The following is a 14,075-nucleotide window of genomic DNA, read 5'->3' on the forward strand; positions in this document are numbered from 1 at the left end:
CCCTTCATTATGTGCGATAGCTCGCGTTAATTTTCACGTAATCATAGGTAAGGTCACAGCCCCATGCTGCCGCTTCACCATTTCCTTCATTCATTTGAATCAAAATCGTAACCTCATCCTGCTCTAAATACGCTTTGGCTTCCTCTTCTGAAAAAGGCTGTGGTTCATTATGTTTAAACAGACATTGCCCGCCTAAATAAACTTCAACCTCTTCCGGTGTAACTGAAGCTGCGCTATGACCGATGGCTCCGACAATCCGTCCCCAGTTTGCATCCGTGCCATATACGGCTGTTTTCACAAGACTTGAACCTACGATTTTTTTCGCAATGATACCGGCTTCTAAGTTGTTTTTAGCACCTACGACTTTCGCTTCGATTAATTTGGTTGCGCCTTCTCCGTCTCTTGCAATCTCTTTTGCTAAATCCTCACAAGCTCGTTTTAATCCTTCTTTAAACAATGGCCATTCTGGATGTTCTTCATTTAACGCATGATTTTCTGCCATTCCATTTGCCATCACAAGCACCATATCGTTTGTCGATGTTTCTCCATCGACGGTAATCTGGTTAAAAGTCACATCTGTAATGTCACGAAGTGCATTTTGTAAGGCTTCCTGTTCGACATTTGCATCTGTTGTGACAAAGCCAAGCATTGTTGCCATGTTCGGATGAATCATACCAGAACCCTTTGCTGCACCTGAAATAAGAATCTCTTTACCGTCTATCGTCAGGGTGTATGTTGTATTTTTAATGACCGTATCTGTCGTTAAGATCGCCTCTTCAAAATGACCTTTTTCTGCTTTTGCTTCTTTTAGCTCGGTGATGCCTTTTTTGATTTTATCCATATCCAGGCATTCGCCAATGACGCCAGTAGACGAGACGGCAATGTAATCAGGTTCTGTCCCTAACATGTCTGCACAGGCTGCCTGCATGTCGTATGCATCCTTTAATCCCTGCTCACCAGTACATGCGTTAGCGATGGCACTATTGACAATCACACCTTTTAATTGACCCGTCTTTTTTAAGCTTTTTTGTGTGACTTGTAGAGGCGCAGCTTGAAAGTGACTTTGTGTGTATACCGCGGCACTCGTTGCTGGTACTTCACTGACGATCAAGCCAAGGTCTTTTTTTGAATAGCGTAATCCAATATGAATTCCCTTCGCTTCAAAGCCTTTTGGTGATGATACGTCACCGTCTATTTTGACAATTTTTTTCTCATTCAATTCGATCATGTTTGTTGTCTCCCCTGTTCTTATGGATAAAGAGGTGTCATTGTGAGGCCCGCCTCTTCATGTAAGCCTTTGATGATGTTGAAGTTTTGAACCGCTTGGCCGGCTGCGCCTTTCATGAGATTGTCTATGACGGACACGATGGTCAGTCTGCCTGTTCGCTCATCTAAATGAAAGCCAATGTCACAAAAGTTACTGCCGTATACTTCTTTTGTTTGCGGATACACCCCGTGATCTCTTACTCTGACAAAATAGGAATCTTCATAAAAGCCTGTCATACGCTTCATTAATTCTTCTTTTGTGATATCTGATGTCAATTGTGTATACATGGTCGCCATAATCCCTCTTGTCATTGGGACAAGGTGTGTTGAAAATGTGATGTTCGCCGTTTGCGGATTCCATTCTCTTAATACTTGTTCTATTTCAGGTGTATGCTGATGTTCATTCACCTTATAAATTTTAAAGTTGTCGTTCAGCTCTGAAAAATGCGTGCCAAGCGAAGCAGATCGTCCGGCACCAGACACGCCTGTTTTCGCATCGATGATGATCATGGATTCATCCATTAGGTTCTGTTTCATCAGCGGTGCTAAACCGAGAAGAACTGCGGTAGGAAAGCACCCTGGGTTTGCAATGACTTCCGCTTGCTTAATGGTTTCACGATTCAGTTCCGATAATCCGTACACAGCTTGTTGAATGGATGCTTCATCAGCTGCCCTTCGTTTATACCATGCTTCGTAAGTTGCTCCATCTTGAATACGCAAGTCACCTGATAAATCAATGATCGGCACCCCTTGATTCATGAGCTTTGGCGTGAGTTCACTTGATACGCCTGCTGGTGTCGCTAGAAACACAGCATCTGTTTCTCGCACAATGGCAGCCGGATCAATGGCTTTTAATGTTTGATCAGTAATCGTTGTCAAATGCGGATAAGATTGACTGTATGATTGCCCATCACCACTGGATGAATACAATATACATTCCTCCACATCTGGATGGTGCTTGAGGATACGAACCAATTCCGCACCACCATACCCTGTAGCACCTATAATACCTATTTTCAACGTCAATACACCCTCTTGATCTTTGTGAAATTATTTAACATTATAACATGTATAAAAATTAATTCAATTGTATATTTAATATTTGTTTTCATTTTTTTTCATCAAAAAACCCGCATATCTTCGTAAGACATGCGGATTTATCTTTCCTTTTTGATATTGATGACCAACAGCGCACTGTATAAATATAATAAAGAGCTTGCATAAAAAATGAAATGAACGGTGAAGAAATCAGCTAACAGGCCGCCAAGCATAATGGCGATGGATGAAAAAAGAGCTGTCCAAAAATGATAGTGCCCGACTTCTTTCATTCTTTTCTTCTCATTTGTCAGTTCGGTGACGAGCAGTTTCTCCCCGTGCTTTTGAAAACCGCCAAGCGCACCTAGTGCAAGTTGAATCATATAGACTTGCTCTACTTCTGTAATATGCGGAAAAAGCAGCAACAGAAAAGCCATACCAAACGAATGAATGATTAAAAAGAGCCGTCTATCGGTCGTTTCAGGCAGTTTCCCTAATAATAAATGAATAAACGCACCGCTTAAACCAAACAGTCCATAGGCAAGACCAAATTGAGAATAGCTTGATCCAACATTTTTTATAAAAAGAATGTAAAAAGGGAAGATCAGACTGCTGGCGAAAAACAGCAGGCTTTGTGAGTAGACAAACCATTTAATTGCTTTTGCATTCATTGTGTGTTGTACCTTTCATAAAAGTAATTAATAAATCTCCCATCTGGATCAGCCTGCTTTTTCTTTTGAAAAAACACATCGGTTTTAGGGTACGCCTGTTTCATTTGTTCTTTTGTTTGATAAGGCATGTACGGTAAGTAATAGCTCCCATGATGCCGCAGGGTAATATCCGTCATGTGGCGGATGAGCCGAGCCGCTTTCACCTTTTCTTCTTCCTCAAAACCGTAATTCACAAGAAGGACAAGTGCAAACATATCTTGTGTTGCATACGAAAGATCTGCTTTTTCATTCTGCTGAACATAGCGTATTGTCATATTCATTAAATTCAACTCTTCTTGTTGTAAAAGGTCTCTCAGCTCATCGATATATGCACGAAAACGCTCAACTGGAACAAAGTATTCTTGCAATACATCGGTGTCTGTCTCATTTTCATATTCTAAAAAAGCAGAATCTGACCGCATCACATTGTTTCTTGTGATCAGCTGGTCATTTTGACTTTGGAAATATTTCTTTTGCAAATTCCATAGCAGATCTTTTCCCATATCAAACCTTCTTGACAAGCCGAGCATCAATTTTAAGGGCATGACGAGTTGATCTTCTTTCAGCTTGCGGTATGGTTCGATCTCTTGGTCAGGAGAGAGGGAATAATTCGTCACATACATCTCTTTCAAAAAATTTGTTTTCGCTGTTGAGATTCTTGCGAGATGCATGCGGACTTCTTGATTGTCTTTTACATGCGTTTGAAAATAATCAGTGTATTCATCGTAATTCAGAGAGGTTGTTTCCATTTTGTATAATTCATCCCTCGTTAACGACAGCTCCACATCTAAAATGACACCAAACAGACCATACCCTCCAATAACGGCAGTGAATAAGTCATCGCCTGGTTTGACTGTGATGATCTTCCCATCTGCTTTTAAAAGTCTGAAAGAACGAACGGTGTCTATGAGCGACCCGTAGCGAATGTCACGTCCATGTGCGTTTGCACTTAACGACCCTCCAATCGTAAAGATATTTTGAGATTGCATCACCTTTACTGAAAGGCCGTATGGGTTCACATGTTTTTGAATATCATCCCATGTTGCACCGCTTTGGACCCGAATGGTCTTCTTTTTTTCATCAAAAGCTAAAATACGGCGGAATGTCGTCATATCAAGCACGATGCCATTTTCATAATACGTGTGGCCACCCATGCTATGCTGCTTTCCGGCAATTGAAATGGGCAGATTTTTCTCTTTTGCTTCTTTTAATACTTCTTTGATCGTGTCGATTTCTTTTCCTTGAACGACTTTCTTTATTTTGACAGGCATGAGATGACTGACATCTGTAAAAGCCTCAAGATCTTGCCCTTTAGGCGCTTGACCTTCGTGTATAGTGATAGATGCAAATAATGCAGCAGCATATCCCATCAAAAGAACGATCCATATCCACTTTCGTTTCATTATAGGTACTCCGTTCTGTAAAATTACATCCATTATATCAAGAGATTCTCATCTCCTATCTTAATTTTTCATAAAAAAACTGGTACGAGTTTTCCTCATACCAGGCGTTTTTCTTCTTATTGAATACCAAGAGCAATTTTTGCGTATCTTGACATTTTGTCACGTGTCCAAGGCGGATTCCATACGATGTGAACTTCTGTTTCTTTCACTTCAGGCAGGTCGCTTAATGCTTTTTTGACTTCATCCACGATAACGGGTGCAAGCGGACAGCCCATGGATGTTAAGGTCATGGTCACATCCACTTTTCCATTCTCATCAAGATCGACATCATAGACAAGTCCAAGGTTGACGATGTCTACATTTAACTCAGGGTCAATCACCTGTTCTAGGGCGCCTAAAATATTTTCTTTCAATGCTTCATCCATGATATCCACTCCTTTTTCAACTAGTATAACGTACTTTTCCTTTTGGCTAAACGTTTGTGCTTTTCAGGTGCGTGACAAACCAGTCAATCGTTTCAAACATCGCTTGTCTTGTGACCTTGTGACCCGCCTGCTCATCTGTGATAAACCGAATGAGGTGCTGGTCTTCTTTATATTGGGTTGCCGCTAACTCGTCATATAGCGATTTTGCGTGGCGATATGGGACAACGGGATCGTTTTCCGCATGCCAGAATAACAATGGCCTTTTGTTCAATCGATCCGTTTGCAGCGTTAAATCATAAGGACGGAGAGCGTCTAATTGCTGATTGACTTCTTCGTCCGTGATGTCTTTCATCAATCCTTTGAGACGCATGTCCATGATTTGTGCCTTTAAAAATGTCGTATATTTCGGACTGCCCATCAGGCTGACAGCTGCCTTAATCCAATCATGCTTTGCAAGTGCGCCGAAGGTCGTGATTCCCCCCATAGATGTACCAGCAACGCCAATTAGATCGGCTTCAATCCATTGTTTTTCTTGAAAATGTGTTTTAAGTATGTCAATTTCACGAATTTCGTTCAGGACAATTTCCCAAAACTTTGATGCCAGTTCCTCTAAGCTGAGGTTTTCTGATCTTACACCATGATAAGCACAGTCAGGCAAAATGACTCTCATGCCTTTTTCCGCCAAATGAAAGGCGAAATGTAAGTTGTGCTCGCGTGCACTTGTAAACCCGTGAATAAAAAATACAAGCGGCAGCGGTTTGTCTTTATTTTCAGCTTTTACGATATGTAAAAATGGAATATCGCGCGTAATTTGCTCATCAATGGTGATCACAGCCTATGAATCCTCCTTTATCATTCCCGTCTTTGTTTATTTTAACATGTAGACAGCGAAGATGTGATAAAGATACACTATAGATAGAGGCACCCGCATTAGCTGCCTCCTATCACTTACAGATCAAAGGAGATTTTATGGAGACTAAACCTTATCTAATCGCACTTGACCTGGATGGCACGTTATTAAAAGATGATAAAACGATTTCTGCGTACACACTTGATGTCATTCAAAAAGTGAAAGACAGCGGGCATCATGTATGTATCTCAACTGGCCGGCCATTTCGTTCCAGCTCTCCTTATTATCAGCAATTACAGCTCGATTCACCGATTGTGAACTTTAATGGAGCGTTTGTCCATCATCCGCTTGATGAAAAATGGGGCAGATTTCACACGTCACTTGATCTTCAAGTCGTAAAACAGCTTGTGGACATAAGTGAGGAGTATCACGTGCACAATGTGCTGGCTGAAGTGCTCGACGATTTGTATTTCCATTATCATGATGAAAAGCTCATTGATATATTTAATATGAATGCAAACAAAGTAACTGTTGGAGACCTTAGGGACAATCTTGGAGAGAATGTGACAAGCGTCTTAATTCATGCAAAGGAAAAAGACGTTGGAGCGATTCGGAGCTATTTAACAGATGTTCATGCAGAAGTCATTGATCACCGGCGCTGGGCCGCTCCATGGCACGTGATTGAAATCATTAAAACAGGCATGAACAAAGCCGTCGGTCTGCAAAAAATCAGTGATTATTATGGCGTTCCCAAAGAGCGAATTGTGGCATTTGGAGATGAAGACAATGATTTAGAGATGCTTGATTTTGCTGGATGCGGGGTTGCAATGGGCAACGGGATTGATGCAGTGAAACGCGTCTCAAATGAAATAACAGATACGAATGAACAAGATGGGATTGCCAAATTCCTAACGAATTACTTCTCGCTTTAATTTTTCCATTCATACATAGGTGAAGGAAGCGGGCATACTACCGTTAGACAGGTTGACCTGTCAGCTTGTGTAAAGGGGCGGATTCCGAATGGGTAAAAGAAGCAAATCGAAACGCTTTATACAGCAAGGTAAAGATTCAGTCAGTCTGCATGACGCACGTTTTCCTTATCGTTCCACACTTGAAGAAGCGGCGGAAGACCGGGGAAATATGAAGACTGATGCTTCTGGAGGTTCATTGTGAGAAACGAACTTTTTGATCAAGCCAAATCATTTACTGAAGAAGCCCTTACTTCTTCATTTTCATCTGGGTTAGAGCGTCAACAGGCGGTCAATCGGGCCAAAAACGCCGTATCCTCGGCATTTGCCAACTCGACAGATGCAGAAAGAAACCAGCTGCATACGTTCCAAGACCTGCTTGATGACCTTTAGCGCAAAAAAAGCTGTCCGCTTTCTGGACAGCTTTTCTTATTGGACAACAGATCACGCTTATTTCACTTGGAACGTTTTCTTTTCCGTGATTTGCTTGAGCCCTTCTGCTTTTCCTTTAAACGTGACGACCGCTTCATACGTTCCCGGCTCTACACCGTTTGACCACGTATCTTGAAAGTCATATGTTTCATTTGCCTTCAGCACAAAGGATTGGATGGCCTGTGTGAACATGCGGTCTTTCGAATAACGGTATTTTTCATTCCCGTTTTCATCGTACACACTTAATTCGAATTTCTGGCTTGTGTTAAATGTAAATTCAATATCTCGATCTGATTCATTTTTCAGTGACATGTTGAATTGAACCGAAGAACCTTTTTGGACGGGGTCTACTGTGAGTACAACTGTTTTTTCTCCCATTTGACCGGATACCTCCTTGTTTGGTTCATCCTTTTTTTGTTGTCCACATGCTGTTAAAACCAATAGAACGAGAAGAAGCACCAAACCTTTTTTCATCTTCTACCCACCTTTTAATCTCGTCTGAAAAATCCAAGAATATTGGTTGTTTGAACAATATTTGTAAAGGCTTTTGGATCGACTTCCTTTATAATTTGTTCAAGTTCATACAGCTCATACCTTGTGATGACAATCACCATCATTTCTTTTGGTTCGTTGGTAAATGCCCCTTTTGCAGGTACAGTCGTAATACCCCTGACCATTTTTCCATAAATGGCTTCTTTGATTTCATCTGCTTTCTTCGTCACAATCATGGCTGTCAGCTTCTCATGTCTCGTATGGATGGCATCAATGACCCTTGTGGTCACATATAATGTGACAAGGGTATATAAAGCCTTCTCCCAACCTTGTAATAATCCTGCTGTAAAAATGATGATTCCGTTTAAAATGAAGAAATACGTACCGACTGGCTTATCCTTCCATTTCGCTAAAATCATCGCAAGAATGTCAAGGCCGCCTGTTGATGCCCCGTATTTCAGCGTGATCCCAATCCCAAGTGCAGAAATCACACCGCCAAACACAGCATTTAATAAAATATCTTCGGACACACTTGTCTCTGGTATAATGCCAAGAAAAATGGTCGTCAGTGCAACACTAATAATGCTATAAAAAGTAAAGGAACGGCCAACTTTCATCCAGCCCAAAATGCCGACTGGAATGTTTAAAATAAATAATAAAATTCCTGTTGATAAATAAAATGGCGCATATTGATCAATTAAACTGGATAACAGCTGGGCTACCCCTGTAAAACCGCTCGCATATACGTCAGCTGGGATTAAGAATAAATTCAGTCCAATCGCATTGAGTAATGCACCAATGACGACGACAATGAGTTTTTTTGCTTCTCCAATGAACATGTTGTCATTCCTCCACTTACCATTCTCTCTATGGTTTTCCCTAAAATTTAGAATTTGAACACGAAAAGATGATTTCTATGATATAGTTAGGCTAAAAAGAATGAAATATAGTTGATTTTTTAGAAAGAAGGGATTTTGATGACTGTTCATATCATAGCAGACAGTGCTGCTGATCTGCCTCTTTCTTATTATGATGAACAAAACATGACACTCATTCCGCTGCGCGTATTACTTGGCGAGCAGGAATTTGAAGATTTGATCACCATTGAACCAAAACAAGTATTTGATGCAATGAGACAAGGCGAAAGTCCAAAAACATCACAGGCTTCACCAAACCGGATCAAAGAAGCCTTTGTTTCTGCCGCACAAGAACATACATCTGCCATTTATGTCGCTTTCTCATCAGAGCTTTCAGGTACATATCAAACCGCTGTGATGGTGGCAAACGAAGTGAAGGAAGACTATCCTGATTTCGATTTACGAATCATTGATTCTAAATGTGCTTCACTTGGTTATGGGCTCGCTGTCAAACACGCTCAATCACTTGCCATTGACGGAAATACAATACAAGAAATTGAAACGTCTGTAAAGCATTATTGTGCATCTTTACAACATATTTTTACTGTAGACGATTTATCGTATTTAGCAAGAGGCGGAAGAATCAGTAAAGCGTCCGCTTTTGTTGGCGGATTGTTAAGCATTAAACCCATTTTACATGTTGAGGATGGAAAACTGATCCCCCTTGAAAAGATTCGTGGACGCAAAAAACTGTTAAAACGCATTATCGAGCTGATGAAAGAACGTGGTTCAGACTGGTCAAACCAAACGGTTGGCATTAGTCATGGTGATGACCCTGCACTTGCAGATGAAATGAGACAATTCATCGAATCTGAATTTCACCCTAAAGAAATAGACGTTCAGATCATCGGTGCTGCTGTTGGATCCCATTCAGGACCTGGCACACTTGCGATCTTTTTTACAGGCAGCCCATCATAAAAAGCACCCTTCCCTGAAGCATGGGAAGGGTGCTTTTCTTATGAAAGTTTAAATCGCTGAACGGTTTCGTTTAACCTCGCCGTCATATTCATCAGCTCTTCTACCTGCTTGTTCATTTGATGGAACGATTGCAGCTGTTCATTGGCCGAGGCAGAAATTTCTTCACTGCCTGCTGCTGTTTCTTCTACAACCGCACTAATATTTTCAATAGAGTGAAGGACTTGTCCGCCAAGCTCCGTTGATTGAATAATTTGTTCATTTAAAGATGACATCTCTTGTTTAATATGCACTGCTTTTGCTTCTATATCTTCAAAAGAGTGTGAGGTTTTGTCCATTGCATCCTGCTGCTGAAGAGAAAGCTTGACCCCTTCTTGTACAGTCTGACTAATGGACTGAATGCCTTTTTCAATATGATTGACCATATCAAAGATTTGTCTTGTCGCACTAGACGATTCATCTGCAAGTTTCCGAATTTCATCTGCTACAACGGCAAAGCCTTTGCCTGCTTCGCCTGCTCTTGCCGCTTCAATGGCCGCATTGAGCGAGAGCAGGTTGGTCTGGTCCGCAATGTCAGACACCGTTTTGGCCATTGCGGAAATTCCGCTTGCGTATTGTGTGAATTCTCCTGCTGACTGTTCGATTTGTCTTGTTGCACGTGTATTTTTTTCAATTGCTGCTGTTGTTTCTGTTAACGTGTGCTTCCCGCTTTCCACTGCTTTAATGGCGTCCTCTGTACTACGGATGACCGTGTGAGATCTTTCGGAGTTTTTACGTCCATGATGGTCCATTTTCTCAATCAAGCTAACGCCATGCTGAAGATCCTCTGAAATCGCTTGTGAACCATTTGCCATTTCGTCTGTCGATACAGACACTTGATTGGCAGATTCCATGAGCTTTTTGTTTTCATCATCTAGCTGAATCGAGAATGTCTCCACTTGCTTTGAGACTTGGCTGATTTCTTGAATCAAGCTAATCAGCTGATCAGTCATTTGATTGAACGACTCATTTAAATCGCCGATTTCATCTTTACGCTTGATGTTCGTCCGCTCCACAGCGAGGTTCCCTTCTGCGATCTGCTTCGCCCGGTAAGACAGTGATTTGATTGGCGTCACAATGGCTCTCGTTAACACAATATTTAAAAAGACAGCGATGACAATCAGCGTGAGGGCTGCGACAAATGCGCTTGTGATGATCCACTGCACATTGGCTGCTGCATTCTTGAGGTTTTGTTCATACGCTTCTTGTGCTCGTTTATTCATCGTATGCACGTCGTTTAAGACACCATTAATTCTTGCAGCCACACGTCTTGCATCTGAAGCATTTTTTTCACTAATGGCACTGTTTGCTTCTTTTGTCCATGTATCAAACTTTGAAGTGAGCCTTGTTAAGACTTCTTTTCTCATATTTCCTGTATTTTTGTTTAATGCTTTCAGTTGTTTTTTTGCTGCAGAAATATCACTTTGAACGACCTCTAGCTGTTCATCTGAAAGAGTCATGGAATAATTGGTCATGGCCTGTTCAACACTTTCAAAGCTGGCCTTCGTTTTTTGTACGTTGAGTAAGGTTTGTACTTCTGTTTCGTTTGATGATTGGATCTTTGTCATGCTCACAATAATATAGGCGATAATGCCAACCGCTAAAAGAAGTGAAATGAGTGCGTTGAGCAAAATTTTGATGCGTAAGCTCATGATGCTGCCCCCTCATCTTTCAAAAGCGTCTGCTTCAGTCTATTTAATTTTTTGGTCAATTTCTCAGCATCTTTGAGCACCCGGATTCTTGCCATATCAATTCCGTCATTGCTTAAATCATACACGATATGACCGCTTTTGATTTTGCTACTTTTGACGAGCTGTTCGCTGAATTGATAAACCACTTCATCGACTTTTTTGACCATAGATGAAATAACGGCTTTTTCAGCCGTATAGTATTGATCGCTGTCTACGCCAATTGCATATTTGCCTTGCGTTTGCGCTTCTTTTAATACACCAACACCCGTAAAGCCGGCTGCTGCATATAAAACGTCTGCTTTCTTATTGATCATTTCTTTTGCTATTTTACTGCCTTTGTCTGCATCACTAAATGTGCCGGCATAGGTGGTTAAGATCTTGATGTTTGGATTCACAGATTTTGCGCCTTTTTGATATCCTTTTTCAAACCGGTGGATCACATCTGCATCGACGCCGCCAACGAACCCAATGACATCACTTTTTGTCGTCATAGCAGCAAGTGCTCCCGCTAAATAGCTGCCCTGCTCTTCTTTAAAGGTCACTGATGTGACATTTTTCAGATCAGACACAGCATCAATGAGCAAAAATTGCTTTTTCGGATATTTTTTTGCTACCTTTTCTAGGTCTTCTTGCATACTGAACCCTACACCAATGATCAGGTCATTTCCATCTTTCACAAGCTCTGTTAGCCCTTTTTCATATGTTTTGGTTTCTGCAATTTCTCTATAATCAAATTCAATGCCAAGCTCGTCACGTGCTTTTTCTAACCCTTTAAATGATGAATCGTTAAATGATTGATCACCAAGACCATCGTCTGTCAGCATGACGCCAATCTGCTTCGCATTTGATTGTGGTGGTCCTCCCTGTTGATTGCTACATGAGGCAAGTACCATGATCATGGCTGCCATCAGAAGTAATGAAATCTTCACTTTCATCCAAACACACACTCCTTTTATCATCCTTACCCCTTTCTTATCGGATTTGATAGGCTTTGTTTCAATGATCAAGTGAAGGTTTTTCAACTTTTTTTATGACTTTTTTCACTGAAAAAACCCATTATTTATGACAAAAATAAAAAAAGCGAGCAATTGCTCACTTTTTCTCATATGTCCAGCCTTCTTTTTGGTAAACTTGGTCATTTTTCATCAGATGTCCTAATGCTCGTTTAAAGGCTGCCTTACTCATTTGGAATCTTTCACGTATATCTTCTGGGTCACTTTTATCCCAATAAGGCATTGCACCATTTCTTGTTCTCATATAGGTCAAAATTTCTTCTGCATCAGCAGATAATGCATCCTGCTTTCTAGGAAGCAGTGACACATTGACAGTCCCGTCCTCTTTCACTGCAATCACGCGCCCCGTAACGGTCGATCCTAATCTTGGCTCTTCTTTCCGCTCAGTGCGGTGGATAAACCCTCTTATCCCTGTATCTGTCAGCATGAAGGAACCTGTTGCAATTAAGCGATAAATCGTTCCAGTGATCTCTTTGTTCATTAAGGTATCTGGCGCCTCAGTAAACAATTCGCTGATCACGTCTTCAGTGGCTGGCTTTGCGAACATTCTACCGTAGCTTGTCACTTTCAGCATACAATATAGTTTGTCTCCTTTTTTCGGCCACGCTTCCTCAAAAGGCGGAAGGTGTTCAGTTGCAACAAGTGCATCCTTTGACAGTCCTATATCGACAAATGCCCCCATATCTTCCACCACGTCTACAACTTCTACCCAGCCATATGTATGGGCATTAATTGTAGGAATTTTCATCGTAGCTGCCAGTCTTTCCTCATGATCTACATATAAGTAGACCTCTACTTCATCACGATCTTCGATATCCTCTGTCATTTCACTGCGGTGCAGGAGGACAGAATCCTCGCCATCTGTTAAAAAGTAGCCGTATTCCATCTCGTTCTCTATTTGCAAGGTCAATTGCTCACCTGGTCTCATGTTCTCTTCCTTCCTATCTGCCCTTAAAAGAGCGTTCGTTCATCTTTTGATTCACTTTATTCTACTATACTTCTTTCAACATGAACATCTCTAGTTCTGTTAGCTAAAGTGGACAAACTGCACTTAATTTATACCGCAATACAGCTGAACGCTATTCGATAAAGTTTCTTCTTCCCCTATTGGCATGATAAGATAGACGCAATATCCCATACTTGGAGGTCATGTGTGATGGCAAAAGAAAGTTCATTTGATATTGTATCAAAGGTGGAGCTGCCAGAGGTGCAAAACGCCATTCAAGCAGCGCTGAAAGAAATTAAAAACCGGTATGATTTTAAAGGAAGTAAAAGTGATATTTCGTTAGAAAAAGAAGAGCTCGTTCTCATCTCTGATGATGATTTCAAGCTTGAGCAGCTAAAAGATGTACTAGTGACCAAGCTGATTAAACGCAATGTCCCGACTAAAAACATCGACTACGGAAAAACCGAACACGCCCTAGGGGGAACCGTACGCCAGCGGGCAAAGCTGATTAGCGGGATTGATAAAGACAATGCCAAAAAAATCAATGCATTGATTAAGCAGTCCGGCATCAAAGTGAAATCTCAATTTCAGGATGACCAAGTGCGTGTAACAGGGAAAAATAAAGATGATTTACAAGATGTCATGTCTCTCATACGCAAAGCTGATTTGCCGATTGATGTCCAATTTATAAATTTTCGATAAATTTTAAATTTCCCATTGATTATTTCCTATTTTTTCGATACAGTTGATGGAAGCTCAACTCATTGACATGTTCATATCGCTTTCTTATCAAGAGAGGCAGAGGGACTGGCCCTGTGAAGCCTCAGCAACCGGTGTAGTAGAAATGTATGTTTCTATGACCAAGGTGCTAAATCCAGCAAGCAACTGCTTGGTAGATGAGAAGAAGAATTTCAATAAAACCAAAAAGTCTTCTTCTTATCAGAAGGCTTTTTTTGTTACATAAAAATAAGGA

16 protein-coding genes and 1 riboswitch are annotated in these 14,075 nt (G+C 41.1%); of the genes, 5 read left to right on the top strand and 11 right to left on the bottom strand.

Annotation, left to right across the window (positions count from 1 at the left end; all coding sequences use genetic code 11):
* Positions 1-7: 7 nt before the first annotated feature.
* From argJ to yjfP, 6 genes are all read right to left on the bottom strand, one after another.
* A complete protein-coding gene (gene argJ / locus GPA07_RS14270) occupies positions 8-1,228 on the bottom strand; it encodes a bifunctional ornithine acetyltransferase/N-acetylglutamate synthase (RefSeq protein ID WP_008355247.1) in 1,221 nt (406 codons plus the stop codon).
* A gap of 20 nt (positions 1,229-1,248) precedes the next feature.
* Positions 1,249-2,286 carry an N-acetyl-gamma-glutamyl-phosphate reductase gene (gene argC / locus GPA07_RS14275; protein ID WP_008355245.1) on the bottom strand — a complete coding sequence of 346 codons (1,038 nt, stop codon included), beginning with the start codon at positions 2,284-2,286 and terminating at the stop codon, positions 1,249-1,251.
* 137 nt (positions 2,287-2,423) lie between these two features.
* Positions 2,424-2,972: an MFS transporter gene (locus GPA07_RS14280; RefSeq protein WP_157292852.1), complete on the bottom strand. Its 549-nt coding sequence runs from the start codon at positions 2,970-2,972 to the stop codon at positions 2,424-2,426.
* Complete coding sequence (locus GPA07_RS14285; protein ID WP_034738223.1) at positions 2,969-4,414, bottom strand: FAD-binding oxidoreductase; 1,446 nt, start codon at positions 4,412-4,414, stop codon at positions 2,969-2,971. Before GPA07_RS14285 ends, GPA07_RS14280 begins: the two co-directional genes overlap by 4 nt.
* Positions 4,415-4,530: 116 nt before the next feature.
* On the bottom strand, positions 4,531-4,839 hold the full coding sequence (locus GPA07_RS14290; RefSeq protein ID WP_008355239.1) for a metal-sulfur cluster assembly factor: 309 nt from the start codon (positions 4,837-4,839) through the stop codon (positions 4,531-4,533).
* A 46-nt stretch (positions 4,840-4,885) separates the two neighbouring features.
* Entirely contained in the window at positions 4,886-5,671 is a 786-nt protein-coding gene (gene yjfP, locus GPA07_RS14295; RefSeq protein ID WP_157292853.1) for an esterase, read from the bottom strand.
* A gap of 137 nt (positions 5,672-5,808) precedes the next feature.
* Between yjfP and GPA07_RS14300 the strand changes: the two genes are divergently transcribed.
* From GPA07_RS14300 to GPA07_RS14310, 3 genes are all read left to right on the top strand, one after another.
* Positions 5,809-6,621: a Cof-type HAD-IIB family hydrolase gene (locus GPA07_RS14300; protein ID WP_157292854.1), complete on the top strand. Its 813-nt coding sequence runs from the start codon at positions 5,809-5,811 to the stop codon at positions 6,619-6,621.
* 88 nt (positions 6,622-6,709) lie between these two features.
* Positions 6,710-6,862, top strand: coding sequence for a hypothetical protein (locus GPA07_RS14305; protein WP_008348539.1), 153 nt, complete (start codon positions 6,710-6,712; stop codon positions 6,860-6,862).
* Entirely contained in the window at positions 6,859-7,050 is a 192-nt protein-coding gene (locus tag GPA07_RS14310) for a DUF3813 domain-containing protein (protein ID WP_008355232.1), read from the top strand. Before GPA07_RS14305 ends, GPA07_RS14310 begins: the two co-directional genes overlap by 4 nt.
* A 57-nt stretch (positions 7,051-7,107) precedes the next feature.
* On the opposite strand, the gene GPA07_RS14315 is transcribed toward GPA07_RS14310, so the two are convergent.
* Both GPA07_RS14315 and GPA07_RS14320 read right to left on the bottom strand, forming a co-directional pair.
* Positions 7,108-7,563 (bottom strand): BsuPI-related putative proteinase inhibitor, encoded by a 456-nt coding sequence (locus GPA07_RS14315; protein ID WP_157292855.1) that lies wholly within the window; start codon positions 7,561-7,563, stop codon positions 7,108-7,110.
* Positions 7,564-7,577: 14 nt separating this feature from the next.
* Complete coding sequence (locus GPA07_RS14320) at positions 7,578-8,420, bottom strand: YitT family protein (RefSeq protein ID WP_008355229.1); 843 nt, start codon at positions 8,418-8,420, stop codon at positions 7,578-7,580.
* A gap of 138 nt (positions 8,421-8,558) precedes the next feature.
* Here GPA07_RS14320 and GPA07_RS14325 point away from each other — a divergent pair, with 138 nt between their 5' ends.
* On the top strand, positions 8,559-9,416 hold the full coding sequence (locus tag GPA07_RS14325; RefSeq protein WP_008355227.1) for a DegV family protein: 858 nt from the start codon (positions 8,559-8,561) through the stop codon (positions 9,414-9,416).
* A gap of 38 nt (positions 9,417-9,454) precedes the next feature.
* Here GPA07_RS14325 and GPA07_RS14330 read toward each other — a convergent pair whose 3' ends face one another.
* From GPA07_RS14330 to GPA07_RS14340, 3 genes are all read right to left on the bottom strand, one after another.
* The gene (locus GPA07_RS14330) at positions 9,455-11,104 is read right to left on the bottom strand and encodes a methyl-accepting chemotaxis protein (RefSeq protein WP_157292856.1); all 1,650 of its coding nucleotides are present in this window, start codon (positions 11,102-11,104) and stop codon (positions 9,455-9,457) included.
* Positions 11,101-12,078, bottom strand: coding sequence for a BMP family lipoprotein (locus GPA07_RS14335; protein WP_008355221.1), 978 nt, complete (start codon positions 12,076-12,078; stop codon positions 11,101-11,103). The genes GPA07_RS14330 and GPA07_RS14335 overlap by 4 nt, the downstream gene beginning before the upstream one ends.
* A gap of 157 nt (positions 12,079-12,235) precedes the next feature.
* The gene (locus GPA07_RS14340; RefSeq protein ID WP_157292857.1) at positions 12,236-13,084 is read right to left on the bottom strand and encodes a CvfB family protein; all 849 of its coding nucleotides are present in this window, start codon (positions 13,082-13,084) and stop codon (positions 12,236-12,238) included.
* A gap of 228 nt (positions 13,085-13,312) precedes the next feature.
* On the opposite strand from GPA07_RS14340, the gene GPA07_RS14345 reads away from it, so the two are divergent.
* The gene (locus GPA07_RS14345) at positions 13,313-13,804 is read left to right on the top strand and encodes a YajQ family cyclic di-GMP-binding protein (protein ID WP_157292858.1); all 492 of its coding nucleotides are present in this window, start codon (positions 13,313-13,315) and stop codon (positions 13,802-13,804) included.
* A gap of 81 nt (positions 13,805-13,885) precedes the next feature.
* Positions 13,886-14,005: riboswitch (SAM riboswitch) on the top strand.
* Positions 14,006-14,075: the final 70 nt, after the last annotated feature.

Origin of the sequence: Bacillus sp. ms-22, assembly GCF_009759805.1 — a bacterium.
GTDB classification, from domain to species: Bacteria; Bacillota; Bacilli; order Bacillales; family Bacillaceae; genus Bacillus; species Bacillus xiamenensis.

Bases quoted from the DNA above. Each gene is read 5' to 3' on its own strand.
- argJ (WP_008355247.1), bottom strand. From the start codon at position 1,228: ATGATCGAATTGAATGAGAAAAAAATTGTCAAAATAGACGGTGACGTA.
- GPA07_RS14280 (WP_157292852.1), bottom strand. From the start codon at position 2,972: ATGAATGCAAAAGCAATTAAATGGTTTGTCTACTCACAAAGCCTGCTG.
- GPA07_RS14285 (WP_034738223.1), bottom strand. From the start codon at position 4,414: ATGAAACGAAAGTGGATATGGATCGTTCTTTTGATGGGATATGCTGCT.
- GPA07_RS14290 (WP_008355239.1), bottom strand. From the start codon at position 4,839: ATGGATGAAGCATTGAAAGAAAATATTTTAGGCGCCCTAGAACAGGTG.
- GPA07_RS14300 (WP_157292854.1), top strand. From the start codon at position 5,809: ATGGAGACTAAACCTTATCTAATCGCACTTGACCTGGATGGCACGTTA.
- GPA07_RS14305 (WP_008348539.1), top strand. From the start codon at position 6,710: ATGGGTAAAAGAAGCAAATCGAAACGCTTTATACAGCAAGGTAAAGAT.
- GPA07_RS14315 (WP_157292855.1), bottom strand. From the start codon at position 7,563: ATGAAAAAAGGTTTGGTGCTTCTTCTCGTTCTATTGGTTTTAACAGCA.
- GPA07_RS14320 (WP_008355229.1), bottom strand. From the start codon at position 8,420: ATGTTCATTGGAGAAGCAAAAAAACTCATTGTCGTCGTCATTGGTGCA.
- GPA07_RS14325 (WP_008355227.1), top strand. From the start codon at position 8,559: ATGACTGTTCATATCATAGCAGACAGTGCTGCTGATCTGCCTCTTTCT.
- GPA07_RS14330 (WP_157292856.1), bottom strand. From the start codon at position 11,104: ATGAGCTTACGCATCAAAATTTTGCTCAACGCACTCATTTCACTTCTT.
- GPA07_RS14335 (WP_008355221.1), bottom strand. From the start codon at position 12,078: ATGAAAGTGAAGATTTCATTACTTCTGATGGCAGCCATGATCATGGTA.
- GPA07_RS14340 (WP_157292857.1), bottom strand. From the start codon at position 13,084: ATGAGACCAGGTGAGCAATTGACCTTGCAAATAGAGAACGAGATGGAA.
- GPA07_RS14345 (WP_157292858.1), top strand. From the start codon at position 13,313: ATGGCAAAAGAAAGTTCATTTGATATTGTATCAAAGGTGGAGCTGCCA.